We start from the raw sequence: 24,518 nt of genomic DNA, 5'->3' as shown, positions 1-24,518 counted from the left end.
CACTACGTGCTGGCACTCTTCGACCTTGATAACACGCTGCTCAATCGCAATGAAGGATTGGCGTCCTGGGCTCGCGGTTTCGTCCAGTCACGGCGTCTCCCGGCCGGTGCAGAGTCCGTCATCTGTGAGCGTCTGCGCGAGCGCGCCTACCGAGAGGACTTCATGTATCTGCGGCGGGTGCTGCGACTGAACGAAACTCCAGACGAACTGTGGGGCGACTACGTCCAAGGTATCGCCCAATCGGTGCGCTGCTATCAGGGAGTTCGGCAATACCTCAAAGCCTTGCGAGATGCAGGCTGGACGCTCGGCATCGCGACAAATGGCGCCGGGGACATTCAGCGTGCCAAACTCAATGAGACCGGGCTCGCGCCATTCTTCCAGGGAATCGCAATATCTGAAGAGATCGGTGTCAGGAAGCCGGCGCGAAATCACTTCGAGGCGGCAGCAGAACTTTGCGGCGCATCGATCCATACCGGAGGTTGGATGGTCGGAGACGGACCCGATACTGACATGGGTGGCGGGCGAGGGGCGGGACTGCGTACGGCGTGGGTATCCAATGGCCGAAGGTGGATCTTTGGTCCCCGTGAGCCCGACGTCGTGGCGCGAGACGTCGCGGAGGCCATCGAAGCGCTCTTGGCGGCAGGCTAGGTTCCCTCGCCTTCATCGCCGCGGTGTAGATGCTCCAGTGCCTCAAGGACGCTCAAGGATGAATCTCTGCGGTCATCCCATCGCCCCATGATCGCGGCCGACGCCACCGCCAAGTCAGCAGGGAGCCCGACTTCCCGCAAGGCGTCCGCGACCTCGCCCATTTCAGGCCCCCACCGCCATGACCTCGCGGCCACCTTCGGAATGTAGGCCGTTTCCGCGAGGTAGCTGGTAGATCGCCCCTGCGCGATGTCGAGTAGTTCTTCCTCCACACCGTAATCACTGGCGAGGGCATACGAGACTGCGGCGAGGACGCGGCTCGCCTTCTGATAGCTGCTGTACGACAACTTCAGTGCGGAAGCACGGCCGATGCCGCCGGACAGGGTGCGGGCCAGTACCGCTGTGCCGGCGAACAGCGAGGCGACGGGCGAAAGCGCGGCAGCCGGTCCGGACAGGTACAAACGGGCGGACTTAGTCGCGGACGGGGGCGAGCCGATGACGGAGCCGTCAATGACGGTCGCCCCGGTCCGGCCCACGATTGTGGATACGCGCGCCATGCTGGCCGGCGAGATGGCATTGCAGTCCGCGTAGATCCCGGAGAACGGGTGTGCCGAAACCTCGGCTGCGACGTCTTCCGCGTATGCCGGCGGACAGATGCTGAGAATAACGCTGGCTCGCTCCGTCAGTTCGCCGAGGTCGGTTGCCGCGGTGAGCCCGTAACGCTCAGCCCGCTTCCTGGTTGCGAGGCTGCGACCGGCTGGGCACCAGAGAACCTGGGCACAGGATTGCCTCGCCTGCGCTGCCACAGCGGCGCCCATGCTTCCCGGATGCAGGATTCCGACGACGGTCATCCGACAAGCTCACGGATGTCACGCGCTTCTGCGGGTGCGCCGACCAACCGCGCTTCATCGACAGCTTGGGCTGCCTGAGCCGCACTGACCTTGTCTGTTCTGAGGACGAGTGACCATGGCTCGGCTGTGTGGTCCAAGAGATCCTGGCGAGTCTCGTGCCACACCTTCAGGCGGGCTTCCACGTCCTTGTCCCCGCGGTCCCTGCACCGCTGCCGCGTCACATCCTCGGGGCACCACAGGAGCACACGTACCCAGTTGATGGGGTAGGCCGTGACGGCATGCACCCCGGCCACCTGGCCGATGTGAAGGACAGGAACACTCCCCGAGCCGACGACCGCAGCGACTTCGGCACGGTCAACGGCGTACTCCGCGTCATATCGGCTGTTGCGGTACAGAACCTCTCCGGCCTGCGCCAATTCTTCGATGTGCTCGGCTGTCGTCAGCCGGTATCCCTCGGTCCGTCCGGGGCCTGCCTTGAGTCGGCGAAAGAACTTGAACTCCCCTCGAAGCACGGCGAGTTCGGCCGCGACCGTGTCCTTGCCGGACCCTGGGGGCCCGTACAGGATGACGCCCGAAGGGTTCACAGGCCGCCTCCGCTCAGCACGTCACGGGCTTCGTCAACCAGTGCCACGGCGGCACCAAGCCGGTTGTCGACGACGAAGTGCGGGCCCTGCGGGCGCATCTTCAAGTCGAGCCCTGCAAGGTACTCATCCCACGATTCCATCTTCCAAGCATCGCGCGCCGCTCCACGGAACTCGATGTACTCACGCATAGATTCCGGGTCGCACTCAACCCATATCGTCGCAACGGAGACACGCTTCGAGCGGCATCGGTTCTGGAAGCGCTGCATCCATTCAGACTGCGAGAATTCAGAAATGAATGGGGCATCAAGGATTGTCGAAATTCCGCAATCTACGTTGTCCCAAGCGGCCTCCATGAGGCACCGATATTCGAGCGGCCGAACCTTTTCCCGATACAGCGCCGAACTCCGGTCGTGAGCCTCTCCCCCGAGTGCGACCAAGAGTTGGTCGACCAAAGGGCGCGTCAGGGAGTCCTTGTCCAGGATGGGCCAGCCGGTGAGTCCGCCGAGGAACTTCGCAAACTCGGACTTCCCGGAGCCTGCATACCCCCCGACCAGGATCACGGTAGGGCCATCTACGCTTCCCGCTGCGGTGTGCCGGCGCCATGCATCCACCACGCGATTGCGCAGAGCCTCGCTATCCACGTCGCCGGTGCCTTCGCGGATGCTACTGAGCGCTTGACGTACTGCATCTGGTTGGCCGGGAAGCTTTCGCTCAGCGGAAGCGGGCGCCGGTACGTATTCCACAGGGGCATCCTCTCCGGGCAGGGCCTTACGGAAGCCAAGTTGAGCCTCATTGCGACGATAGAGGCGGCAGTACGCCCGGCGATAATGCGGGCCGGGGTACACCGTTCCTTTCTCGTGGCCCCAGATCGTCTGGAAGTTCGCGGCGATGTTGAAGCCATGACGCTCCGCGATTTCTCGGAGTTTCTCCCCCGTGTCTTCCAGAGTCAGCCCTATTTCCTCGCGATGCATTCGCAGGAGATCGGGTTTCCAATCCGGGTGCTTCCGAGCCATCTGCCCCTCCTAGATAGCTGGTCGGAGCCGCGAGTGTAGCGGCCCGACTAGGCCAATGGAAATTCGTGATAGCGCATGTGTAAGCGGATGTATAAAAGTGCCGGAACTTTCTCAGGTAGCGGGACGTGATACAGATTTCGACGTTCCGGCGGTGAACTTGTCCCCACACCGAACGAGGGGGTTCAGATGTTCCGCGGCACGCACGATGCGGCACCGATCCGCCCCGCCAGGCAGCTAGCTTCTTTCAAGGGTCGCGACGCGCTCGCGCAGGTCAGCCACCTCGGTCCGCAGTTGCTCGACTTCCTCGCGCAGCGAAGCCACGGCCCCGATTGGGTCCGCATGCTGCGTGGCACGGCCAGCAGCGTCGGACGTCAGGAAAGCCCCCTTGCCCTGATGGCTCACCACGAGCCCGTCCATCGTCAGTTGACGTATGGCCGCGCGAGCGACGGTCACTGTGACCTTGTAGGTCCGTTGAAGGTCTGCGAGCGAGGGAAGTTGGCCGTTGACGACGAACTCGCCATCGGCGATACGTCGCCGCAGGTCGTCAGCCACCTGTTGGTAGGCGAATTTGCCGGTCCACTCGACCATCTGCACCCCAAGCCTCATCTAGGTCTCTGCCTCATAGTGCACAAGCCTCAGAGCTAGAACCAGCGGCCCACACCGCTTCTTCCGCTTGGGCACTTGACCAACTCTGCCTCACAGTGCACTCTGAGACAGAGTTGAAGGCTCGGTCCCGCAAAGGCCGGAGTCCTTGCAATGCCTGCTTGACCTGCACAGATGCACAAGGCGGGGACGCTGCAATCCCGCTGAAGGCCAGGGGACAGGGCTTCGGCCCGACTGGCGAGGTGGCCCGGTGACCGCGAGCAACGGCCGGTGAGTGGGGACACGGTCCCCCTTGCAGTGCGTTTCCCCTGTTCATCTGGCTGAAGGAGTGGCAGTGAGTCGACGAATGCGATGGGCGCGGCCGTGATCGACCGGCATGGCGGCGCCGTTTCATCCCCGGTCCGTGAGCGCCTCGGAGTGCTGCGGACGACCGGTCGCCTTTCACCGATTCGCGGCGGCTAGCGCTGCGGCCGGTTGCCTCTTCCCGCCCGTGCGGAGCGCGCCTTGCGTGCGCAGGTCCGTCCGGGCGGGGCGGGGGGAGCCGGGATTTGACGGCCCCACCACACACAAGAGCGGTCCCCGGGGTGCGACCCGGGGACCGCGTACAGGCACCTGAGTGGAGGCACCTGTGATCACCAGTCTGACAGACGCGGAGCGGGCGGAACTGGCCCGTAAGGCCGCAGAGGCGAACAAGCGCAGTGAGGACAACGCGCGTGTTCGGGGCGGTCGTTGATGGCCGAGACCGAGCACGCGAAGACCAAGCCGCCGCTTCCGGTCCGTCCCCCTCGCCCACACCCGCACGCGGTAGGTCACACGGCCGCGTACGAGGAGGCGTGCTGATGGCGACCGACCCGGCTGCCTGGCGCTTGGAGGCGAGCGCGGACGCATGGGCCGCCGACCTCGGCCGGCAGGACCCTGCCCCGTCTGCTGCTGAGCTGGCCTGGCAGCAGCAGGAGATCCGCACCGCCTACGAGGACGCCGCTCACCTGACCGAGCAACCCCGATAGCGCTCCTCCCGCTTCTACAGCCCCGGCAACCAGCCGTGATGGGCGCCGGATCGGATCCGGCCCGGGGCGCTCTCCCCTTTCCGCGATGCGGCTGGGGTTTCTTCCGGAGTGGTTGCCGTCTCACCACACGCCTGCGGCCCTCCGGTTCTCCCGTCCCTCCGACTCAGGAGCCCTCATGCGCACGTACATCGGCGGCCATCAGGCCGTCTCTGTCGAAGAGTTCGCCGAACTGGCGCTCGGTACCCCGGTTGAGCTGTGGCTCGGGGTCGAGGGCGAGACGGACGAAGAGCGCGCGGCCCGCGAGGACGCCGCGCGCGACATCCTCGCCGACCACCCGGAGATGCCGGACGACCTGATCCGCATCGCGGCCGGGGTCGTAGAGGCGCATCCAGAGCTGTTCGCCATCGTCTCTCTGCACCACGCCGCCCGCCGTCGGATGCCCCGTCGGGGGGTGGCGGCATGAGCGCGCAGACCAGTGAGCGTCTGGCCGTGCCGCCGCTGACGCGCCCGGAACTGGGCCTGGCCGGTCTGGGGGCGCTCGCCGCCGCCGGGGTCGGCGCGTTGGGCTTGGTGTCGTCGTTCGACGCAGTGTCCGCTGCGGCAGTGCGGTGGGGATTCGGCGAGCCGTGGATGCTGCCGGTCGGTATCGACACGGCGATCCCGGTGTTCACGCTCGCCAACCTGCTGTTGATCCGCATGGACATGGCGTTGGCCTGGGTGCGGTTCGTGCCCTGGGTACTGACGCTGATCACGTGCGGGTTAAACGTCGCCGCCGGGCACTCGTTGTCGGCGAAGGTGGCGCACGGGACGATGCCGCTGCTGTGGGTGGTGTTCTCCGAGATCGGCGCGCACGTCTACGCCGTGCGGATCGGCGCCGCGACGGGCCGGCGGATGGAGAAGGTGCGGTTCTCGCGCTGGCTGCTCGCCCCGCTGTCGACGTTCGCGTTGTGGCGGCGGATGACGCTGTGGGAGGTCACCTCCTACGCCGACGCGCTCGCCCGCGAGCGGGAAAGGCTGCTGGCCCGTGCGGACCTGCGCGAGCGCTACGGCCGTGCCTGGCGGCGCCGGACACCGCGCCGCGAACGCGTCCTTCTGCGTCTGGGTGAGCTGAACCCCGCTGGCGCGGTCACCGACCCCGGCCCCGAGCCCGGGGAGGCTGCGGAAGAGTCCGTTCCTTCCGTTCCGAGGGCGCCACGGAAGCAGGCCGCGAAGGGCAGGGCCAAGACCGCGCCGCCGCGTTCGGTGGCGGACCTGCTGACCGAGGCGCGTACGGCCACGGCCGATTGGCCGGACGCCGGGATCAACGCCGAGGCGCTCCGCAAGGCCCTGCGCTGCGGTTCGGGTCCCGCCCGGCAGGTACGCGATGCCCTGCTCGCCGAGCGGGCGGACGCCCGCATACTGCGTCCCGTCGATCCGTCCGGACCTGAGGCTGACGCTGGGGTGGCGGCCTGATGTCCGCCTATACGAAGTGCTTCGATCCCGCCGGCGCCCGGTTCGGTATCCCCACATTCCCGTGGCAGTTCGCCCCGGACGGCTACGCCACCCGCCGCCAGCTCCGCGCGGCAGGTCTGCGGCCGGGTGGTCAGCCGGTGGCCGCACAAGTGATGCGCAGTCACCGGGGCCGCAGGACGGGAGCGCAGGTCGCCTACCTCTATCGGGTCGACCTCGCCAAGCCGGTGCGACCGATGACGTCGCGCAAGTGGGGTGCGCTCGCCCTGGCGATGCTCGCCCGCCACACCTGCCCCGCCTGCCGGACGACCTACAGCTACTGCATCCCGACCTCCCTCGGGATGTGCATCCTCTGCGCCTATCCCGAGGAACAGCGCGCCGCTGCCCACGCTGCCTGAGGCGAAAAGGGCCACCAAAGGGCAGGTAGAAGACCGGCTAAAGGACCTGTTCAGACCAGGTGCCAGCCGCAAGAGTCCCGACAGGGCCCGACCGCTCACCTCCTACAGCGTTCGGCCGGGCCCGTGCTCCCTCACGCCCGTAAGCGGAAGGAAGTTCCAGTGAAGCATCCCGACGACGACCACGAACTCTTCGACCGTCTGGAAGCCGAGATGGCCGCCGACTCCGGGGGCGAGGTGGTCGACCTCGGCAAGGCACGGTCGGCCCGCTCGGAGTCGACCGACCCGACCGCCCGGCCCGCCGCCGACCGGTCGGCCGACTCCGGTCCCGGGGAGTCGGGTGTTGAGTCGGCCGACCCGTCCGGCACGGTGTTGGTCGACTCGCCGACGCTGAAGGCGGTCGGCCCCGGCTACCTCGGTCGGCTTGCCGCAGCGCAGCGCCGTCCGATCGTCCCGGCGTGGCTGCACTCGCTCGCCGAACTGCGCACCGCGTCGGCGTGGGCAGCCCGCCACTACGCCCACACCACCGGCTACCACGCGCTTCGCACGCCGGTCTACGCCGCCCGCCTCGCCCTTCAAGCCCCGGCCGGCGCCGCTCGGTTCGTCGGGGGCACGATGCGGTGGATGGCCGACCGGGAGGGCGAACCCGTCCGACTGGCCGCGGTCCGCCGCGAGGACGCGGCCGAGTATCTGAAGCTGTCCCGGCAGCGCGACGGCCGGGTGCGGATGCGCACCCTGGTCACCGCGCTGGGCATGTTCACCGGTCTGGCGACCGCACTGGCCCTGTACGTCCTCGCCCCCGACTGGCTTCAGGCCGTCTCGGTCACCGCGCTGGTGATGGCGCTCGGAGTCGTCGGCCGCAAGGCGGACGCCCCGGTCGTCCACCGTGCGGTGGAACTGCCCAAGGCCACCAAGCTCACCAGTGACATCGTGCTGCGGGCGCTCGGGGCGCTGGGCATTCCGGCGATCAATCAGGCGCAGGCCAAGGGCCGCGACGGGTTCGAGTTCACCGCCCCGATCACTCGCGACGGCCCCGGCTGGCGCGCGCAGGGCAACCTCCCCTTCGGCGTGACGGTCACCGACGTGATCGAGCGTCGCGACCGGCTCGCCTCCGGTCTGCGCCGCCCGCTCGGCTGCGTGTGGCCCGAGGCGGTGGCGCAGGAGCACACCGGGCACCTGGTGCTGTGGGTGGGGGATCAGGACCTGACCACGGCGAAGAAGCCGCAATGGCCGCTGGCCAAGGCGGGCGCGGTGGACCTGTTCAAGCCCGTCGCCTACGGCACCGACCAGCGCGGACGCTGGATCGACGTCACCCTGATGTACATCGCCGGGGTGATCGGCGCCATCCCGCGCATGGGCAAGACGTTCCTGCTGCGTCTGCTGCTGCTCATCGCCGCGCTGGACCCGCGGGCGGAGTTGCACACCTACGACATGAAGGGCACCGGCGACCTGGACCCGGTCGGCAACGCCGTCTCCCACCGGCACGCCGCTGGCGACGACGACGAAGCCATCGGCTACGCGCTCGCCGACTTCCGGGCGCTGCGCGAGGAACTGCGCCGCCGCACCAAGGTGATCCGCTCCCTGCCCCGCGACATCTGCCCTGAGTCGAAGGTGACCAGCCAACTCGCCGACAAGCGCTCGCTCGGACTGCACCCGATCGTGGTCGGGGTGGATGAGTGCCAGGTGCTGTTCGAGCACCCCGAGCACGGCAAGGAGTTCGAGGAGATCGCCACCGACCTGGTCAAGCGCGGCCCCGCCACCGGCATCGTGATGCTGCTGGCCACGCAGCGCCCCGACGCCAAGTCGCTGCCCACCGGCATCTCCGCGAACGCGTCCGCCCGGTGGTGCATGAAGGTCATGGGCCAGACCGAGAACGACATGGTGCTCGGAACGTCCGCCTACAAGCGCGGCGTGCGGGCGACCATGTTCGCGTGGGGTGACAAGGGCATCCACTACTTCGTGGGCGAAGGGGCGGACGCCCGGATCGTCGCCGGCGTCTACGTCGACGCCCCCGGCGCCGAGACCATCGCCGCCCGTGCCCGCAAGGCCCGCGAGACGGCCGGACTCCTCACCGGCCACGCCCTCGGAGAGGCTGCGGAGGCGGTGACCGGGCCGTCCTACGACCTGCTCGCCGACATCCTCGCCGTCGTCCCCGCCGCGCAGGCCAAGGAATGGTCCGAGGCGGTCGTGGCCCGGCTCGCCGAACTGCGCCCGGACGTCTACGGCGGATGGGAGCCCGACGCGCTCGCCGCCGCACTCAAGCCGCACGGCATCTCCACCATCCAGGTGGGTCGCCGGGTGGACGGCAAGGTCGTCAACCGCCGCGGCATCGACCGCTCCCACATCACCGCCGTGATTGCGGAGCGTGACGGAAAGCGGGACGCGGGCTGACGCTCCGGGGCCGCTAACGCTAGCGGCACACCCCGCTAACGTTAGCGGCCCCGCTAGCGCCCCAAACCGCCTTTGATCAGGCCGCTAGCGGATAGCGGCCCACCTGCGGAAACCCCAGAATCCTGCCCCGGAGGGCCCCTCATGAGCCTTGCCCTGCTCGCTATCGCCTGCCTACTGACCATCACGCTCGGTTACGCCGGGATGTGCGCGGTCTCCCCGTTCGGCCCCTGCCGCAGGTGCCGGGGATGGGGGTTCGAGATGAAGACCGACCGCAAGGGCCGCATGAAGCGCGGCAAGGACTGCCGCCGCTGCCACGCCACCGGCAAGCGCATACGCGTCGGCCGCTGGCTCTACAACCGCTGGGCCCGCATCTACCGCGCCGGCACCGGCTGAGCAGGCGACCGGCGACCGCCCGTCATGAGACGGACCCCGCTCCTAGCTGGAGCCAGGCGGGCACGGTCGCCGGTCTGCGCGCCCCGAACTTGCCAGCACCCGGGGCGCGCAGAGCGTATCCACCCATCCGCCTCGCCCGAAAGCGAGTTGTCTGCCGTGATCCTCAACATCTCCGCCGTGCTGCTGTTCGGCGCCGCCTCCGTCTTCGCCGTCAAGACCAAGTCCGCCGGCGGCGGCGCCGCCCTGGTCCTGTTCCTGTTCGGGTTCTTCGCCGCCGGAACCGGCGCCTACGAGCCCATCCACAACGTCGTGCAGGCGTCCGCCGACGCCCTCACGGCCCTCGGCAACTGAGAAGGAGACCCACATGAACCAGCCCGCCCACGCCCCTGCCGCGGCGGCCGTGGAAGTCCACCGCCCCACCCCGATCGCGCCCGCGCCCCTGGCGCCGATCGCGCCCGTGCAGGCCGCTGGCATCCCGGCCGTGGCGAGCGTCGTCCTCCCCGACGGCCGTGTCGTCACCGGCTACGCCATCACCCCCGTGCAGCCGGAACCGGCCGCCGCCAAGCCGGTGGTCTCGCGGGCTGCGGTGAACGTCGCCCTCGGGGGCGTGGGGTTCCTTGCCGTGTGCGGTGGGCTGTTCCTACTGACCGCGTTCATCACCGCCCTCGCCGCCCTGGTCACCCAGCTCGTCATCCTCGCCGCCGTCATCTTCGGCGGCTTCATCGCCGTGCAGGTCTTCAGCGCGGGCGGCCATCGCGGCGGGACCACGGTCCACATCCGCAAGGCCGTGATCAAGCGCAACCACTTCCACGGCTGAGGAGAGCAACGCCTGTGATGCGACTGCGCATTCAGCTCACGACCTGGCCGCGCCGGTCCCTGGTCCTGACCGACACTCCCCACCCCGATTGCCCGCGGTGCGAGGGCGAAGGCGGCACCGCGTACGACTACGGCGACCACGAGACCGGCGAGTACGCCGGAACCGAGTGGGACCCCTGCGAGTGCTGGGACGAGAACCGCCGCTGGCTCCTCATGCCCCTCCCGCGACCGCCCCGGTGGCTGCGCCGCAACCGGCACCGCGATCCGTGGGGCCCTGTCGGCTACAGCGACGAACCCCCCTTCTGACCCGAGAGGAACTCCTGTGCCCAACCGCGACACCGACCCGATCGAGCACCCGCGCGCCGCCGCTGAGGCCGTGCGTGCCTTCAACCACACCACCGTGCGCAGCGTCGGCAGGCGCACCGGCATCGCCTACCCCGGCACCGTGTACCGCGCCATCGGCGCCTTCGGCACGCTCGCCCACCGGCTGCCGCAGGCATTCGACCAGATCGGCACCATGCTGGCCGACCTCCACACGGCCGGACACCTCACCGCCGACCACGGCACCCCCACCGAGCACGCCAACACCGTCTCGAAGGCGCTGCGCGAGGCTGAGCAGCACGCCACCGCGATGGCCGAAGCCCTGGAACGCGCCCACCGCGCCGCCGGCCCGCTCGGTTACTGCGGCCCGATCGACCACACCGACGACGACCTGTAGCTATGCCCGAGGCGGGCGCCGTCTCACCACAAGCCTGCGCCCGCCCCGGTCCTCCCGTCCCTCCAAGAGATCAGGAGACCCCCCAGCATGACCCATCACCCCGTCGCGCCGCCGGAGGGCGGCAACATCAGCCTGTGCACCGGCTCCGGTGCGCTTGACCAGGCCGTGGAAGCCGTCACCGGCCTGCCCACGGTCATGGTCGGCGAGAAGGACCCGGCCGCGTCCCGGCTGCTCGCCGCCCGCCTGCCCGGTGTCCACAACCTCGGCGACATCACCGCCGTCGACTGGGCCAGCCTGTCTGCAACGCTGGCGCGCCCGGCGGCACTGACCGCTGGCTTCCCCTGCCAGGACATCTCCAACGCCGGACCTCGGGGAGGGATCGCCGGTGACCGCTCAGGACTCTGGAAAACGATCGCCCAAGCCATTCGCCATCTTCGCCCCCGACTCGTCTTCCTGGAGAACGTCGCCGCCCTCCGCAGCCGGGGACTCGACGTCGTCGCCGCCGACCTGGCCGCGATCGGGTACGACGCGCGGTGGATGTGCCTACGCGCTGGAGATCCCGAAGTCGGAGCCTGCCACCGGCGCGACCGCTGGTTCGCCGTCGCGTATCCCGCTGCTGAAGACCCCCACCTCACAGTTGGGACGCAATGGGGGGCCGCAGCATCCGGACAAGCGCAAGGCGGGCGGGCACGGGCCGACGCTGGAGGACGAAGTGGTGTTCTTGCTGCCTCCGACGGATGGCTGAGGTTGCTGCCCACCCCGGCTGCCGCCGACGGCACCGGTGGCCCCGGCACCTCCCCCAAACGCAAGGGCGGGTTGAACCTGCGTACCGCCGTGACGCTGCTGCCCACCCCTGCGGCCCGCGACTGGAAGTCCGGCGCCTCCAACCTCTTAGGGACCAACTCCCGCCCCCTGAACGAGGTGGTGGTCAATCTGCTGCCCACCCCGAAGGCTTCCGACGGGCCGCACGGCGGACCCAACCAGCGCGACACGGCCGGCAACTACTACCTGCCCGGCCAGGCCGTGCGTCTGGACGGGCGGTGGGTGGCAACCAACGGCACCGACTACGGCCCCGCCATCCACCGGTGGGAAACGGTCCTGGGACGCCCGGCGCCGGAGCCGACCGAAGCGGGCACCAAGGGAAACCGCCGCCTGGCCCCCGCGTTCGTGGAATGGATGATGGGCGCCGATCCCGGCTGGGTGACTGGCACGGACCTGGGTCTGTCCCGCTCCGACCAACTCAAGATCCTCGGCAACGGCGTGGTCATCCATCAGGCCGCCCTCGCCTACCGCACGCTGCTCGCTGTCGACGCGCCCGAAGCGTCGGCCGATGCCCCGTCGCAACTCGCCCTGGACATCGCCTAGGTACGCCCGAGGCGGGCGCCGTCTCACCACAAGCCTGCGCCCGCCCCGGTCCTCCCGTCCCTCCAAGAGATCAGGAGAACCCCCAGCATGACCTATGCAGGCACCGTCCCGCGAGACCCCCTGGCGGCGGCCCTGGATGCCGCCGCCCGCGGCTGGCACGTCTTCCCCCTCCGCCCCGGCACCAAGCGGCCCGCTCTGCACGGCGAAGTCACCTGCCCCCGCACGGGCCGATGCGCCGGCGGACACGTGAAGTGGGAGCAGCGCGCCACCACCGACCCCGAGCGCATCCGCGCCGCATGGTCGTCCGGCGCGTTCAACGTCGGCATCGCCACCGGCCCCTCCGGGCTGGTCGTCGTCGACCTCGACATGCCCAAGTCCAAGGGCAGTGCGGACGCGCCTTGCGGCGCGACGACCTTTGAGGCGCTCTGCGAGCGCGCCGGACACCCCGTCCCCGACACCTACCGGGTGCGGACCGCGAGCGGCGGGACACACCTGTACTTCACCGCCCCACCCGACGCGCGGTTTGCCAACACCGCAGGAACCATCGGTGAGTTGATCGACACCCGCGCATGGGGCGGCTACGTCGTCGCCGCGGGCAGCACCACCGACACCGGAACCTACAAAGCCGTCAACGGCTCCGTGGCGGCTCCGCTGCCCGGATGGCTGCACACCATCCTGGAACCTGCCCCCGCGCGCTCTGCGGGGCCGCTGCGGCTGCCTGTGGTCGACGGGAACCGCGCGGCCGTGGCCGCGCTGGAAGCCGAGTGCGCGGTCGTGTCTGCGGCGCCGGACAGGCAGCGCAACACCACACTCAACCGGTGCGCCTTCAAGGTGGGGCGCTTCGTCGCGTGGGGCGACGTCCCCCGCCACGTGGTGGAAGAAGCCTTCCAAGGGGCGGGCGAGGCGCGGGGACTCACCGCCGCCGAGTGCCGCGCCACCATCCGCAGCGCCCTGGACAGCTCCATCCGCAAGGCCCGCCCCCGGGACGCGGCATGAACGCCCCCCTCACCTCCCCCTTGGAAGGCCAACCACTCGCGGACGCAGGGCAGGCCGCCGAACTCGCCTCGCCCGCACCGGCCGTGGGCGCCCCGAAGGGCGTCGCCGAAGGCGTCCGAACTTCCCTTGGCAGTAACCCGCACGGCCATGACGGGCACCGCGCCGCCTGCCCGTTGCGCAACTCTCAGGAAGGACGGGCCGCATGACCAGCCAGCCCCCCGCCTCGCCCACCATCGACGGCGCCGCGCTGCTCAACGAGGTGGAAGCCTTCCACCGGCGCTTCAACGTCTTCCCCACCGAAGCCGCCTACGTCGCCGTGACGTTGTGGGATGCGCACGCCCACCTGCTCGACTGCTTCGAGTCCACCCCCCGCCTCGCCTTCCTCAGCCCCGAACCGGGATCCGGGAAGTCGCGGGCGCTGGAGATCGTGGAAACCCTCGTGCCCAACCCCATGGCTGCGGTCGACGCATCCGCCGCCGCCCTGTTCCGCGCCGTTTCCGGGGTCGACGGCAAGCGGCCCACGATCCTGTTCGACGAGATCGACACCATCTTCGGCCCCAAAGCTGGGGAGAACGAACAGCTCCGCGGATTCATCAACGCCGGGCACCGGCGCGGCAAGGTGATGTACCGGTGCGTCGGGGACGGCGCCAACCAGACCGTGCAGGCGTTCCCCTCCTACACCGCCGTAGCGGTCGCCGGTCTCGGCTCGCTGCCCGACACGATCCTGACCCGCTCGGTCATCATCCGCATGCGCCGGCGGGCCAGAAACGAAAAGGCGGAACCATACCGCTCGCGCATCCACGAAAAGGAAGGCTTCGCCCTGCGCGACCGCCTCGCGAAGTGGGCTGAAGAGACAAGCGAGTTCATCGCGGGCGCCTGGCCGCAGATGCCCGAGGGCGTCACCGACCGCCCCGCCGACGTGTGGGAACCACTGCTCGCCGTCGCGGACGCGGTCGGCGGCGACTGGCCCAAGCGCGCCCGCGAAGCCTGCATCGAGCTGGTCAAGGCATCCCAGGTCAACGACAAGGGCAGCATCGGCATCCGCCTGCTCACCGACCTGCGCGACCACGTCATGGTGGGCATCGACCGCCTGCCCACCATCGCCGTACTCGACAGGCTCAACGCCCTCGATGACGCCCCGTGGGCCGACCTCGACGGCAAGGCACTCGACAACCGGCGCCTGTCCAAGATGCTCAGCCAGTACGTCACCGCGGACGGAACCCCCGTCGCCTCACGCAACATCCGCACGGCCGGCGGGGTCCTCAAGGGCTACTACAGCGAAGACCTCGAAGACGCGTGGGCCCGCTACTGCCCGCCCCCCTCCCCGTAGGTCCGCTACTGCCGCTACATCCGCTACACCCCAGGTCAAAGCCCCAAATCCTGTAGCGGCAACCACCCGATGTAGCGGCTACGGCCACACCCGCGCGTAGCGCCGTAGCCGCTACATCCCACACGTCCGCTACACAAGCACCCCCGCTGACCTGCGATGTAGCGGCGTAGCGGATGTAGCGGACATCTGAGAACGGGGCCGAACGGCCAGACACGTCGAAGGAGTCACCACCTTGGCTGGCACCGAGAAGCTCAAGCTCCGCGAAGTGCTCGAAGAGATCGAGATGAGCCGCGCCGCGTTCTACCGCATGCGCGCCCGTGGCAAGGCTCCCAAGCTCATCAAACTGCCCAACGGTCAGCTCCGCTGCCGCCGCAGCGACCTCGACGCGTGGTGGGCGTCCATGGAAGACGCTGCCTGACCACCTTTCGCACACACGAGACACGAGGGGCCCGCCGAGACGGCGGGCCCCTTTGGAGTTCATATGGCATTGACCTACGACGTTCGCCTCTACTCCATCGAGGTTCGCAAGGATCGCCCGAAGCCCTACCGCCTGCGCTGGCTGGTCGGGGAGCGCAAGCACTCCAAGAGCTACACGCTCAAGGTTCAGGCCGAGGGGCGCCGCTCGGAGCTGATGTCCGCCGTGCGACGCGGCGACCAGTTCGACGAGGATACGGGCCTGCCCGTATCCGAACTGCGCGCCAAACAGGGCTCCATCACGTGGTACGAGCACAGCCGCACGTACGTCGACCGCAAGTGGGCATTGGCGCCGGCGAAGTCGCGGAAGAACTACGCCGATGCGCTGGCGACCATCACCCCCGCACTCGTGAAGACGAAGACGGGGATGCCTGACACCGCGCTCATGCGGCGCGCGCTGTACGGGTGGGCGTACAACCGGAACCGCTGGAACGAGACCCCGCCGGATGATGTGGCCCGCGCCCTCGCTTGGATCTCCAAGCACTCCATGCCGGTCTCCGCCATGGAAGACCCCGCGACCGTACGTCTGGCCCTGGACGCACTGTCCCTGCGGCTGGACGGGAAAGAGGCGTCGCCGCGCACCGCGAAGCGCAAGCGGGCATGTCTCAGCGACGTTCTCGGGCTCGCCGTGGAAGAGCAGTACTTCACGATGCCGGTCAACCCGATCAGGGCCGTGAAGTGGACCGCCCCGAAGTCGGTGGAAGCGGTGGACCCTGAGAGCGTCGCCAACCCTCGCCAGGTCCGCGCGCTACTGGCAGGGGTGCGCGAGCAGGGCCCGCGTGGGCGGCACTTGGAAGCGTTCTTCGGGTGCCTGTACTACGCGGCCATGCGTCCCGCTGAGGCTGCCGGACTGCACGTGAGTCAGTGCCATCTTCCGGAGACGGGATGGGGGATGCTCACGCTGCGGCAAGGAGTCGTCCGGGCCGGACGGAGCTGGACCGACGACGGAACGGCGCATGAGACACGCCACCTCAAGGCCCGCGCCAAGAAGGACTCTCGTCCGGTGCCGATCCCGCCGCACTTCGTGCGCCTGCTGCGGCAGCACATCGCCACGCACGGCACGGCGCCCGATGGCCGGCTCTTTCGGACCAACCGCAATGGCCTACTACAGGAAACCGGCTACGGGGAGGTGTGGGCCAAGGCCCGGAAGGACGTGCTGAGCGAGGCGGAAACGGCCTCGCTGCTGGCCCGTCGCCCCTACGACCTGCGGCACGCCGGCGTCTCGTTCTGGCTCAGCTCCGGGGTCGACGCGATGGAGTGCGCCCGCCGTGCCGGACACAGCATCGCCGTACTGCACAAGGTGTACGCCAAGGTGCTTGACCAGACGCGGGAGCACGCGAACAGCCGGATCGACGCAGCTCTTCGGGAGTGGAACGAACCCGAGTGATCTTGCTCTCCCCCGGGGGACACCTGGGGGACACGCACTGATCAACGATGGGATATGGGCGGTACCGAGTGAGACACGCCCAAGCTCCGTCCGCAACGGATCGAACAGGGCGAGTCAATAAGAAACCCCCTCTGACCAGGTGATTAACCTGATCAGAGGGGGTTTCCCTCAGCGTGGCGGCGCCAGGATTCGAACCTGGGAAGGCTGAGCCGGCAGATTTACAGTCTGCTCCCTTTGGCCGCTCGGGCACACCGCCGGGTTTCGCTGCCGTTCGAACCGCTTTGCGGCGGTGCTCCGTGGCAACGACGTAAACAATACCCGATGCCGAGGGGTGCTTCGCCACCGGATTGATCTGCGCCGGGAGCAGCTCGGGTGGCTAGGCTTGTCCGGATGCGGCCCGGGTACACGCCGGGCTCGGCGGCCGCCCCACCGTCGCCGACACGCACCCCGATACCCCGATACAAGGAGCCACAGGACATGGCCGACTCCAGTTTCGACATCGTCTCGAAGGTCGAGCGGCAGGAGGTCGACAACGCCCTCAACCAGGCCGCCAAGGAGATCTCGCAGCGCTACGACTTCAAGGGCGTGGGCGCCTCGATCTCGTGGTCCGGTGAAAAGATCCTGATGGAGGCGAACTCCGAGGACCGGGTCAACGCTGTCCTCGACGTCTTCCAGTCGAAGCTGATCAAGCGCGGGATCTCGCTGAAGGCCCTGGAGGCGGGCGAGCCCCAGCTCTCCGGCAAGGAGTACAAGCTCTTCGCGGAGATCAAGGAAGGCATCTCCCAGGACAACGCGAAGAAGGTCGCCAAGCTCATCCGCGACGAGGGCCCCAAGGGCATCAAGGCCCAGGTCCAGGGTGACGAACTGCGCGTCAGCTCCAAGAGCCGCGACGACCTCCAGGCCGTCATCGCCCTGCTGAAGGGCCAGGACTTCGACTTCGCGCTCCAGTTCGTGAACTACCGGTAGCCGGCAGCAGGGAAGGGTGGGTGCCCGGGCCTGGAGCCCGAGGGTGCCCACCCTTCTCGTTTCTCGTTCACACGTGTCCGCTAGTCGCGTGAGTTGCCGAAGAGGATCCGGTAGGCGATGAGCAGCACCAGCGAGCCGCCGATCGCCGCGGCCCAGGTGGCCCCGTCGTAGAAGTCCTTGCTGATGGGGTGGTCCAGCCAGCGGGCCGAGATCCAGCCGCCGATGAACGCGCCCGCGATGCCGATGAACGTCGTCCCGATGAAGCCGCCCGGGTCGCGCCCCGGCAGCAGGACCTTGGCGATGACTCCGGCCAACAGCCCCAGGATGATCCAGCTGATGATGCCCATGTCCTGAACCTGCCCCTCCGTGCTGTGCCCTCACTGTCCGGACGCTGTGATCTTGCTCGCTCCGGACGGGCGGTACTCGCTTCATGTCGTGTCGATGTGCACGACGTCAGGACACCCCTCGCCGGTTCCTGCCGGTCAGTAGGGTGCGGGGCATGACAGGGTCCGGATCCTCCCCTCGGCTGCGACGGACCCTCGGCGTCGGCGACGCCGTCGTCATCGGGCTCGGCTCGATGATCGGGGCGGGCGTCTTCGCCGCCCTGGCTCCCGCAGCGGCCGCGGCCGGTTCCGGACTGCTCCCCGGACTCGCCCTCGCCGCACTCATCGCCTACTGCAACGCCATGTCGTCGGCACGGCTCGCCGCCCGGTACCCGGCCTCGGGCGGCACCTACGTGTACGGGCGTGAGCGCCTGGGGGCGTTCTGGGGCTACCTGGCCGGCTGGTCCTTCGTCGTCGGCAAGACGGCCTCCTGCGCCGCGATGGCCCTGACCGTCGGGGCGTACCTCTGGCCCGGGCAGGCGCACGCGGTGGCGGTAGCGGCCGTGGTGGCGCTGACGGCGGTGAACTACGGCGGCGTCCAGAAGTCGGCCTGGCTGACGCGGATGATCGTGGCGGTGGTCCTGGCTGTCCTCGCTTCCGTGGTCGTGGTGTGTCTGGGCTCCGGGGCGTCCGACGCGGGGCGGCTGGACATCGGGGCCTCGGGTGGTGTCGGCGGGGTGCTCCAGGCCGCCGGTCTGCTCTTCTTCGCGTTCGCCGGGTACGCGCGCATCGCGACTCTCGGCGAGGAGGTGCGCGATCCGGCGCGCACGATTCCCCGCGCGATCCCCCTGGCCCTGGGCATCACGCTGGTCGTGTACGCGTGCGTGGCGGTCGCCGTCCTTTCCGTGCTGGGGGCGGGGGCCCTGGGCCGGGCCGAGGCGCCGTTGGCGGACGCGGTGCGGGCCGCGGGGGTACCGGGTCTGGTTCCGGTGGTCCGGGTCGGGGCGGCCGTGGCCGCGCTGGGTTCGCTGCTCGCCCTGATCCTGGGCGTCTCGCGCACCTGCCTGGCCATGGCCCGGGACCGCCATCTGCCCGGCGCCCTGGCTGCCGTGCATCCGCGTTTCCGGGTACCGCACCGGGCCGAACTGGCCGTGGGCGCGGTGGTCGCGGTCCTCGCCGCCACGGTGGACGTGCGGGGCGCGATCGGTTTCTCCTCCTTCGGTGTGCTGGTGTACTACGCCGTGGCCAACGCCTCGGCCTGGACCCTGGATCCGTCCCCTGCTTCCCGCACGCTGCCGGTGGTGGGTCTGGCGGGGTGCCTGGTGCTGGCGTTCGCGCTGCCGGCGACCTCCGTCGTCGTAGGGGCGGGTGTGCTGACGGTGGGCGTGCTCGCGTACGGAGTTCGGCGACGGTGGGTGGGCGGCGGGTCCGGGTCGCGGTAAGAGCGTGGCGCGCGGCCCCGGCTGCTAGGCCGTAGCGCCCGCCGCCCCCTGCGCCTGATCCTGATCCTGATCCTGGTCTTTGCCCTGCCCCTGTTCCTGCGCGGGCGCCACACGTATCCGGAACTCCGTCCACGGGGCCATCTCCAGCCCCTCGTCCGGGACGTCGTACCAGCCGGTGCCGTCGAGCCAGGCGTTGAGCCAGTCGGTGAGGCTGGGGGCGTCGACGAACCATGCCTGGTCGGGGTCTCCGGGGTTGGGTTCGAAGAGCAGGACCGTCGCCTGCGGGGAGTGGCAGTCCACGCACGCGTACATCCCGCAGCCCCAGTGGGATATCGGCAGGACGCCCTCGGGCCAGGGCCACTCCGGGTCCTCCTGGCCGCTCTTGCGCTGGGCGAGGTACTGGCTGACGGCGGAGGGTTCGCCGGCGGGGGCGCTGTCGAGGAGGGGCAGCAGGCCGTACTCCGGGCCGAACCCGCCGTCCCCCGTGCGCAGATAGAGGTCGGCGAGGAGCGGGGGCAGGCGGAAACCGAGGGCGGCCTCGGCGCGGGCCAGGGTGGCCTCGTCCGCGGGATCGGGGAGTGAGGGCCAGCCCCAGGGGCGGGTCGTGGCCGCCTTGGCCGCCACCCTCGCCAGCAACTGCTCGTTCTCGGTCATGCGTTCATGGTGCACGCCGCCACTGACAATCGGGCCGGCCTGTGGACGGCCGGCCGGCTGTGGACAACCGGGCCACCCCTGCGGGGGACCTGCTGTGCCAGCGGCTCCTCAGTGCCCGGTCAGCGCCCGGCGAACGGCTCGTCCGAGGGCACGATCTCGCGGCCCAGCGGGAACAGCGAGACCGGGATCATCTTGAAGTTCGCGATGCCGAACGGGATACCGATGAGGGTGAGGCACAGGGCGATGCCGGTGACGATGTGTCCGATGGCCAGCCACCAGCCGGCCAGCACCAGCCAGAGCACATTGCCGAGGCAGGAGGCGGCACCGGCGTCACGGCGCTCGACGGTCGTGTAGCCGAACGGCCAGAGGGCGTAGATGCCGATGCGGAACGCCGCGATGCCGAACGGGATGCCGATGATGGTGATGCAGAGCAGCACGCCTGCCAGGAGGTAGGCGAGGAACAGCCAGAAGCCGCTCAGGACGAGCCAGATGACGTTCAGGATGGTCTTCACTGCGGTCGACCTGCCATTTTCTCCAGCCGGGCGATGCGTTCCGCCATCGGCGGGTGCGTAGAGAACATCTTGGACATGCCCTGACCGGGACGGAAGGGGTTCGCGATCATCATGTGGCTCGCGGTCTCGATACGGGGCTCGGGGGGCAGCGGAAGCTGCTTGGTGCCGGCGTCCAGCTTGCGCAGCGCGCTGGCGAGGGCGAGCGGATCGCCGGTGAGCCGGGCGCCGGAGGCGTCCGCCTCGTACTCGCGGGAGCGGCTGATGGCGAGCTGGATGAGGCTGGCCGCCAGGGGTCCCAGGATCATGATCAGGAGCATGCCCAGGATGCCGGGGCCGTCGTCGTCGTTGGAGCGGCCGATCGGGATCAGCCACGCGAAGTTGACGAGGAACATGATCACGGAGGCGAGGGCGCCCGCGACCGAGGAGATGAGGATGTCCCGGTTGTAGACGTGGCTGAGTTCGTGGCCGATGACGGCGCGCAGTTCACGCTCGTCGAGGATGCGCAGGATGCCTTCCGTGCAGCACACGGCGGCGTTGCGCGGGTTGCGGCCGGTCGCGAAGGCGTTGGGCGCCTCGGTCGGGGAGATGTACAGGCGGGGCATGGGCTGGCGGGCCTGGTTGGAGAGTTCGCGGACCATCCGGTAGAGGGCCGGTGCCTCGAACTCGCTGACCGGGCGGGCGCGCATGGCGCGCAGTGCCAGCTTGTCGCTGTTCCAGTACGCGTACGCGTTCGTGCCGAGTGCGATCACGACCGCGACGACGAGTCCGGCGCGGCCGAAGAAGCTGCCGATGACGATGATGAGCGCGGACAGTCCCCCGAGGAGTACTGCGGTCCTGAGCCCGTTGTGCCGGCGGTGCACGGTACGCCCTCCAAGTCGTGCAGCAGGGGAACCCTTTGCTTGCGAATCTGTGCTGTTCTCCGGTGGCCCTGGTCTCGTGATGCCACGTCCAGTGGACCCTCCCGTACTGGTCAACGCCAGGCGGAGGCCACTAGTTCCCTTGTGCAGACGGGCGCGGGTGTGGGCCGTCCGGGTGACGGCGGGGCCGTACGCGCGGGTGGACGCCGTACGGCGGGCCCGGACGGCCCAGGAGCGGTGCTCGGGTCAGAAGAGGCCGGTGTCGGCGAAGCGCAGGACGAGCTGGGGGGCTCCGGAGAGGACGATGCCGATGACCGCGGTGAGGGCGATCGCGGCGGTGAGGGGCGCGGGCACGCGGTGTCTCGCCGTTTCGCCCTCGGGGGCGCGGAACAGCAGGCCCGTCCACCGGAGGTAGTAGGAGAGGGCGATCACCACGTTGACGGCCATGACGACGGCGAGCCAGCCGAGGCCGGTGTCGACGGCCGCCGCGAAGACGGTGACCTTCGCGAAGAGACCGATCACGCCCGGCGGGAGTCCTGCGAGGCAGAGCAGGAAGAAGGCCAGGAAAAGCGCGGAGAGCGGGTTCCTCGCGTAGAGGCCGCGGTAGTCCGTGAGGCGGTTGCGCGGGCTCGTACGGCCCACCAGGGCGGCGACGGCGAAGGCGCCCAGGTTCACGGCGGCGTACATGAGGGCGTACGCGAGCGTGGAGCCCACGGCGTGTTCGGCGTCGTCGGAGTACGCGGCGGCGGCGATCGGGACGAGGAGGTAGCCGGCCTGTCCGACCGAGGACCAGGCGAGCAGGCGTACGGCACTGTACGCGCGTGTGGCCTGCTGGCGGAGGGCGCCGACGTTGCCGACGGTCATGGTGAGCGCGGCGAGGGCGGCCAGGGCGGGGCCCCAGACGTCGGCGTAGGACGGCAGGCCGACGACGGTGACGAGGATGAGGCCGGAGAAGCCGACCGCCTTGCCGACGACCGACAGGTAGGCGGCGACGGGCAGCGGGGCGCCGGTGTAGGTGTCGGGGACCCAGAAGTGGAAGGGCACGGCGGCTGTCTTGAAGGCGAAGCCGACCAGGGTGAGGACCACGCCGGTCTGGGCGAGGGTGTCGAATCGGCCGTCGACGTGCTGGATGCGCTCGGCGATCTGCGTGAGGTACAGGGTGCCGGTCGTCGCGTAGAGGAAGCTGATGCCCATCAGGCTGACGGCGGTCGCGGTGACGGAGGACAGGAAGAACTTCAGGGCCGCTTCGGAGGACCTGCGGTCGCCGTGGCGGAGGCCGACGAGGGCGAACGCGGGCAGGGAGGCGACCTCCAGGGCGACGACGAGGGTGGCGAGGTCGCGGGAGGCGGGCAGCAGGGCGGCGCCGGCGGCGGAGGACAGCAGCAGGAACCAGAACTCCCCTTCGGGGAGTCTGCCGTGGGCGTCCTTGAGGGCGGTGACCGACAGCAGGGCCGCCAGCAGGGCTCCGCCGAGGACGAGGAACTGGATGACGAGGGTGAAGCGGTCGGCGGTGTAGCTGCACACGGCCGGGTCGCCGTTCAGGCAGAACGTGGAGCGGTCGCCGTCCAGGAGGGGCAGCAGGAGGGCCGTGGCGGCGGCGAGGCCCGCGACCGAGAACCAGCCGAGCAGCGGCTTCCTGGATTCGCTCAGGAAGAGGTCGGCGACGAGGACGGCGAGGGCGACCACGGCCGCGAGGGTCGGCGGGGCGATGGCGAGCCAGTCGACGGACTGGACCAGCGACGCGGCGAGGGGCTGAGCCGGGGCGCTCATCGGGTGCCTCCTGCGAGGAGCTGCTGCACGGCGGGGTCGGTCAGGCCGAGGAGGGCCTTGGGCCACAGGCCGGCGACGACGGTGAGGGCGACGAGCGGCGTCCAGGCCGCGAACTCGTACGTCTGGACGTCGGCGAGTTTCGGGGCGTCCTGCGGCAGGCTGCCCATGCACACGCGTCGGACCACGACGAGCAGGTAGGCGGCCGTGAGGAGGGTGCCGAACGCGGCGATCGCGGTGAAGGTGAGGAAGGCGGGGCGGCTGAGGTCGTCGGCGGGGTCGAACGCGCCGAACATCGCGAGCATCTCGCCCCAGAACCCGGCCAGGCCGGGCAGGCCGAGCGAGGCGACGGCGGCGAAGGCCAGCAGACCGCCGAGGCGGGGCGCCTTGCCGTACAGGGCGGCGCCGGTCTGTTCGGCGAGGGTGTCGAGGTCGGTGGTGCCCGTGCGGTCCTTCAGGGCTCCGACCAGGAAGAAGAGCAGGCCGGTGATGAGGCCGTGGGCGATGTTGGCGAACAGGGCGCCGTTGACTCCGGTCGGGGTGGTGGAGGCGATGCCGAGCAGGACGAAGCCCATGTGGCCGACGGAGGAGTAGGCGATCAGGCGCTTGAGGTCGCCCTTCGCGCCCTTCTTGGCGAGGGCCAGGCAGGCCAGGGAGCCGTAGATGATCCCTACGACGGCGAAGGCGGCGAGGTAGGGCGCGAAGGTGTGGAAGCCGTCGGGCGCGACCGGAAGGAGAATCCGGACGAACCCGTACGTACCCATCTTGAGCAGGACGCCGGCCAGCAGGACCGAGCCGACGGTCGGGGCGGCGGTGTGGGCGTCGGGCAGCCAACTGTGCAGGGGCCACATCGGGGTCTTGACCGCGAGCCCGAGCCCGATCGCCAGAACGGCGATGACCTGCACGGATGTGGTCAGCGACCGGCCGTTGTCAGTGGCGAGTGCCACCATGTCGAAAGTGCCCGCCTTGATTCCGATCAGGAGCAGGCCGAGCAGCATGACCACGGATCCGAGCAGCGTGTACAGGATGAACTTCATCGCCGCGCCGGCCCGGCCCTCGCCGCCCCAGCGGGCGATGAGGAAGTACATCGGGATCAGGACCATCTCGAAGGCGAGGAAGAACAGCAGCAGGTCGAGGACGGCGAAGGTGGCGAGGGTGCCGGACTCCAGGACGAGCAGCAGGGCGACGAAAGCCTTCGGGGTCGGGCCCGCGGGCATCTTGAAGTACGAGTAGAGCGCGCAGAGGAAGGTCAGCAGCGCGGTCAGGACCAGAAGGGGGAGGGAGATGCCGTCGATGCCGAGGTGGATGCGCACGTCGAGTGCGGGGATCCAGCTGATGTCGGTGCCGGCCTGCATCGTCGAGGGCTGGTCGTGGTCGAAGCCGGCCGTGAGGACGATCGTGGCGGCGAGGATCACGCCGGTGACCGTGACGCCGTGCCGGAGCACGGCCTGCTCGGGCGACTTCCCCTTCAGCCCGGGCGGGGCGGGCAGCAGGGCCGCGGCGGCGCCCAGGAGCGGGCCGACGACGACGAACGCCAGAAGAAACTGCATCACGGACTCGCTGATATCGATCACGCCTGC

General features: G+C 69.5%; 27 protein-coding genes, 1 tRNA gene and 1 pseudogene. 18 read left to right on the top strand and 11 right to left on the bottom strand.

The genetic code is table 11. The features are described from left to right. Positions 1-6: 6 nt before the first annotated feature. Complete coding sequence (locus tag AFM16_RS23225) at positions 7-648, top strand: HAD family hydrolase (protein WP_078637064.1); 642 nt, start codon at positions 7-9, stop codon at positions 646-648. Here the strand turns inward: AFM16_RS23225 and AFM16_RS23220 are convergent. The 4 genes from AFM16_RS23220 to AFM16_RS23200 all read right to left on the bottom strand — a co-directional run bounded on the left by AFM16_RS23220 (position 645) and on the right by AFM16_RS23200 (position 3,681). Further along, the gene (locus AFM16_RS23220; RefSeq protein WP_078634512.1) at positions 645-1,496 is read right to left on the bottom strand and encodes an NAD(P)-dependent oxidoreductase; all 852 of its coding nucleotides are present in this window, start codon (positions 1,494-1,496) and stop codon (positions 645-647) included. The genes AFM16_RS23225 and AFM16_RS23220 overlap by 4 nt on opposite strands. Further along, entirely contained in the window at positions 1,493-2,080 is a 588-nt protein-coding gene (locus tag AFM16_RS23215) for an ATP-binding protein (RefSeq protein ID WP_078634511.1), read from the bottom strand. The genes AFM16_RS23220 and AFM16_RS23215 overlap by 4 nt, the downstream gene beginning before the upstream one ends. After that, a complete protein-coding gene (locus AFM16_RS39465) occupies positions 2,077-3,093 on the bottom strand; it encodes a P-loop nucleotide/nucleoside kinase family protein (RefSeq protein ID WP_167797239.1) in 1,017 nt (338 codons plus the stop codon). Before AFM16_RS39465 ends, AFM16_RS23215 begins: the two co-directional genes overlap by 4 nt. 234 nt (positions 3,094-3,327) lie before the next feature. Then, positions 3,328-3,681, bottom strand: a complete 354-nt coding sequence (locus tag AFM16_RS23200) for a GntR family transcriptional regulator (protein WP_245177998.1) — start codon at positions 3,679-3,681, stop codon at positions 3,328-3,330. 854 nt (positions 3,682-4,535) lie between these two features. Between AFM16_RS23200 and AFM16_RS39460 the strand changes: the two genes are divergently transcribed. The 15 genes and pseudogenes from AFM16_RS39460 (at position 4,536) to AFM16_RS23125 (ending at position 16,417) form a co-directional block, all read left to right on the top strand. Then, a complete protein-coding gene (locus tag AFM16_RS39460; RefSeq protein WP_167797237.1) occupies positions 4,536-4,703 on the top strand; it encodes a hypothetical protein in 168 nt (55 codons plus the stop codon). A gap of 175 nt (positions 4,704-4,878) precedes the next feature. After that, positions 4,879-5,166, top strand: a complete 288-nt coding sequence (locus tag AFM16_RS23195) for a hypothetical protein (protein ID WP_078634507.1) — start codon at positions 4,879-4,881, stop codon at positions 5,164-5,166. Then, on the top strand, positions 5,163-6,155 hold the full coding sequence (locus tag AFM16_RS23190; RefSeq protein ID WP_078634506.1) for a DUF2637 domain-containing protein: 993 nt from the start codon (positions 5,163-5,165) through the stop codon (positions 6,153-6,155). Before AFM16_RS23195 ends, AFM16_RS23190 begins: the two co-directional genes overlap by 4 nt. Continuing rightward, a complete protein-coding gene (locus AFM16_RS23185) occupies positions 6,155-6,550 on the top strand; it encodes an RRQRL motif-containing zinc-binding protein (RefSeq protein ID WP_078634505.1) in 396 nt (131 codons plus the stop codon). The genes AFM16_RS23190 and AFM16_RS23185 overlap by 1 nt, the downstream gene beginning before the upstream one ends. 159 nt (positions 6,551-6,709) lie before the next feature. Next, a complete protein-coding gene (locus tag AFM16_RS23180) occupies positions 6,710-8,938 on the top strand; it encodes a cell division protein FtsK (RefSeq protein WP_179123301.1) in 2,229 nt (742 codons plus the stop codon). A gap of 141 nt (positions 8,939-9,079) precedes the next feature. After that, positions 9,080-9,331 carry a hypothetical protein gene (locus AFM16_RS23175; RefSeq protein WP_078634504.1) on the top strand — a complete coding sequence of 84 codons (252 nt, stop codon included), beginning with the start codon at positions 9,080-9,082 and terminating at the stop codon, positions 9,329-9,331. 156 nt (positions 9,332-9,487) lie between these two features. Next, positions 9,488-9,682 carry a hypothetical protein gene (locus tag AFM16_RS23170; protein ID WP_078634503.1) on the top strand — a complete coding sequence of 65 codons (195 nt, stop codon included), beginning with the start codon at positions 9,488-9,490 and terminating at the stop codon, positions 9,680-9,682. Between the two features lie 13 nt (positions 9,683-9,695). Further along, complete coding sequence (locus AFM16_RS23165; RefSeq protein ID WP_078634502.1) at positions 9,696-10,148, top strand: hypothetical protein; 453 nt, start codon at positions 9,696-9,698, stop codon at positions 10,146-10,148. Positions 10,149-10,165: 17 nt separating this feature from the next. Beyond that, the gene (locus AFM16_RS23160; RefSeq protein WP_078637062.1) at positions 10,166-10,453 is read left to right on the top strand and encodes a hypothetical protein; all 288 of its coding nucleotides are present in this window, start codon (positions 10,166-10,168) and stop codon (positions 10,451-10,453) included. A 16-nt stretch (positions 10,454-10,469) separates the two neighbouring features. Continuing rightward, complete coding sequence (locus AFM16_RS23155; protein WP_078634501.1) at positions 10,470-10,865, top strand: hypothetical protein; 396 nt, start codon at positions 10,470-10,472, stop codon at positions 10,863-10,865. 87 nt (positions 10,866-10,952) lie between these two features. Next, on the top strand, positions 10,953-12,230 hold the full coding sequence (locus AFM16_RS23150) for a DNA cytosine methyltransferase (protein ID WP_078634500.1): 1,278 nt from the start codon (positions 10,953-10,955) through the stop codon (positions 12,228-12,230). Between the two features lie 87 nt (positions 12,231-12,317). Next, positions 12,318-13,226, top strand: coding sequence for a bifunctional DNA primase/polymerase (locus AFM16_RS23145; protein WP_078634499.1), 909 nt, complete (start codon positions 12,318-12,320; stop codon positions 13,224-13,226). Between the two features lie 202 nt (positions 13,227-13,428). After that, positions 13,429-14,612, top strand: a pseudogene (locus AFM16_RS23135) (DUF3631 domain-containing protein). 176 nt (positions 14,613-14,788) lie between these two features. Further along, on the top strand, positions 14,789-14,974 hold the full coding sequence (locus AFM16_RS23130) for a helix-turn-helix transcriptional regulator (protein WP_078634496.1): 186 nt from the start codon (positions 14,789-14,791) through the stop codon (positions 14,972-14,974). A gap of 63 nt (positions 14,975-15,037) precedes the next feature. Beyond that, positions 15,038-16,417 (top strand): tyrosine-type recombinase/integrase, encoded by a 1,380-nt coding sequence (locus AFM16_RS23125; protein WP_078634495.1) that lies wholly within the window; start codon positions 15,038-15,040, stop codon positions 16,415-16,417. Positions 16,418-16,591: 174 nt separating this feature from the next. Here the strand turns inward: AFM16_RS23125 and AFM16_RS23120 are convergent. Beyond that, positions 16,592-16,673 (bottom strand) — tRNA-Tyr (locus tag AFM16_RS23120). Between the two features lie 221 nt (positions 16,674-16,894). Between AFM16_RS23120 and AFM16_RS23115 the strand changes: the two genes are divergently transcribed. After that, positions 16,895-17,383 (top strand): YajQ family cyclic di-GMP-binding protein, encoded by a 489-nt coding sequence (locus tag AFM16_RS23115; RefSeq protein ID WP_030788376.1) that lies wholly within the window; start codon positions 16,895-16,897, stop codon positions 17,381-17,383. A gap of 80 nt (positions 17,384-17,463) precedes the next feature. Here AFM16_RS23115 and AFM16_RS23110 read toward each other — a convergent pair whose 3' ends face one another. Further along, on the bottom strand, positions 17,464-17,730 hold the full coding sequence (locus AFM16_RS23110; RefSeq protein ID WP_030788378.1) for a GlsB/YeaQ/YmgE family stress response membrane protein: 267 nt from the start codon (positions 17,728-17,730) through the stop codon (positions 17,464-17,466). A gap of 152 nt (positions 17,731-17,882) precedes the next feature. On the opposite strand from AFM16_RS23110, the gene AFM16_RS23105 reads away from it, so the two are divergent. After that, positions 17,883-19,148 (top strand): APC family permease, encoded by a 1,266-nt coding sequence (locus AFM16_RS23105; RefSeq protein WP_078634494.1) that lies wholly within the window; start codon positions 17,883-17,885, stop codon positions 19,146-19,148. A gap of 24 nt (positions 19,149-19,172) precedes the next feature. Here the strand turns inward: AFM16_RS23105 and AFM16_RS23100 are convergent, their stop codons facing one another. The 5 genes from AFM16_RS23100 to AFM16_RS23080 all read right to left on the bottom strand — a co-directional run bounded on the left by AFM16_RS23100 (position 19,173) and on the right by AFM16_RS23080 (position 24,512). Then, positions 19,173-19,802, bottom strand: a complete 630-nt coding sequence (locus tag AFM16_RS23100) for an SMI1/KNR4 family protein (RefSeq protein WP_078634493.1) — start codon at positions 19,800-19,802, stop codon at positions 19,173-19,175. 119 nt (positions 19,803-19,921) lie between these two features. Further along, positions 19,922-20,314 (bottom strand): YccF domain-containing protein, encoded by a 393-nt coding sequence (locus AFM16_RS23095; RefSeq protein ID WP_030788386.1) that lies wholly within the window; start codon positions 20,312-20,314, stop codon positions 19,922-19,924. Then, positions 20,311-21,174, bottom strand: a complete 864-nt coding sequence (gene htpX, locus AFM16_RS23090; protein ID WP_030788389.1) for a zinc metalloprotease HtpX — start codon at positions 21,172-21,174, stop codon at positions 20,311-20,313. Before htpX ends, AFM16_RS23095 begins: the two co-directional genes overlap by 4 nt. Positions 21,175-21,417: 243 nt before the next feature. After that, positions 21,418-22,941, bottom strand: a complete 1,524-nt coding sequence (locus tag AFM16_RS23085; protein WP_078634492.1) for an NADH-quinone oxidoreductase subunit N — start codon at positions 22,939-22,941, stop codon at positions 21,418-21,420. Further along, positions 22,938-24,512, bottom strand: a complete 1,575-nt coding sequence (locus AFM16_RS23080) for an NADH-quinone oxidoreductase subunit M (protein WP_030788394.1) — start codon at positions 24,510-24,512, stop codon at positions 22,938-22,940. Before AFM16_RS23080 ends, AFM16_RS23085 begins: the two co-directional genes overlap by 4 nt. Between the last annotated feature and the right edge of the window lie 6 nt (positions 24,513-24,518).

Source organism: Streptomyces antibioticus, assembly GCF_002019855.1.
Taxonomy (GTDB): Bacteria; Actinomycetota; Actinomycetes; order Streptomycetales; family Streptomycetaceae; genus Streptomyces; species Streptomyces antibioticus_B.
The sequence above is the reverse complement of the archived record's forward strand: the minus strand, read 5'-3'. Positions and strand labels throughout refer to the sequence as shown.

Excerpts from the sequence above, each read along its gene's own strand:
- AFM16_RS23220 (WP_078634512.1), bottom strand. The coding sequence starts at position 1,496 with ATGACCGTCGTCGGAATCCTGCATCCGGGAAGCATGGGCGCCGCTGTG.
- AFM16_RS39465 (WP_167797239.1), bottom strand. The coding sequence starts at position 3,093 with ATGGCTCGGAAGCACCCGGATTGGAAACCCGATCTCCTGCGAATGCAT.
- AFM16_RS23200 (WP_245177998.1), bottom strand. The coding sequence starts at position 3,681 with ATGGTCGAGTGGACCGGCAAATTCGCCTACCAACAGGTGGCTGACGAC.
- AFM16_RS39460 (WP_167797237.1), top strand. The coding sequence starts at position 4,536 with ATGGCGACCGACCCGGCTGCCTGGCGCTTGGAGGCGAGCGCGGACGCA.
- AFM16_RS23195 (WP_078634507.1), top strand. The coding sequence starts at position 4,879 with ATGCGCACGTACATCGGCGGCCATCAGGCCGTCTCTGTCGAAGAGTTC.
- AFM16_RS23190 (WP_078634506.1), top strand. The coding sequence starts at position 5,163 with ATGAGCGCGCAGACCAGTGAGCGTCTGGCCGTGCCGCCGCTGACGCGC.
- AFM16_RS23185 (WP_078634505.1), top strand. The coding sequence starts at position 6,155 with ATGTCCGCCTATACGAAGTGCTTCGATCCCGCCGGCGCCCGGTTCGGT.
- AFM16_RS23175 (WP_078634504.1), top strand. The coding sequence starts at position 9,080 with ATGAGCCTTGCCCTGCTCGCTATCGCCTGCCTACTGACCATCACGCTC.
- AFM16_RS23165 (WP_078634502.1), top strand. The coding sequence starts at position 9,696 with ATGAACCAGCCCGCCCACGCCCCTGCCGCGGCGGCCGTGGAAGTCCAC.
- AFM16_RS23160 (WP_078637062.1), top strand. The coding sequence starts at position 10,166 with ATGCGACTGCGCATTCAGCTCACGACCTGGCCGCGCCGGTCCCTGGTC.
- AFM16_RS23150 (WP_078634500.1), top strand. The coding sequence starts at position 10,953 with ATGACCCATCACCCCGTCGCGCCGCCGGAGGGCGGCAACATCAGCCTG.
- AFM16_RS23145 (WP_078634499.1), top strand. The coding sequence starts at position 12,318 with ATGACCTATGCAGGCACCGTCCCGCGAGACCCCCTGGCGGCGGCCCTG.
- AFM16_RS23125 (WP_078634495.1), top strand. The coding sequence starts at position 15,038 with ATGGCATTGACCTACGACGTTCGCCTCTACTCCATCGAGGTTCGCAAG.
- AFM16_RS23115 (WP_030788376.1), top strand. The coding sequence starts at position 16,895 with ATGGCCGACTCCAGTTTCGACATCGTCTCGAAGGTCGAGCGGCAGGAG.
- AFM16_RS23110 (WP_030788378.1), bottom strand. The coding sequence starts at position 17,730 with ATGGGCATCATCAGCTGGATCATCCTGGGGCTGTTGGCCGGAGTCATC.
- AFM16_RS23105 (WP_078634494.1), top strand. The coding sequence starts at position 17,883 with ATGACAGGGTCCGGATCCTCCCCTCGGCTGCGACGGACCCTCGGCGTC.
- AFM16_RS23100 (WP_078634493.1), bottom strand. The coding sequence starts at position 19,802 with ATGACCGAGAACGAGCAGTTGCTGGCGAGGGTGGCGGCCAAGGCGGCC.
- AFM16_RS23085 (WP_078634492.1), bottom strand. The coding sequence starts at position 22,941 with ATGAGCGCCCCGGCTCAGCCCCTCGCCGCGTCGCTGGTCCAGTCCGTC.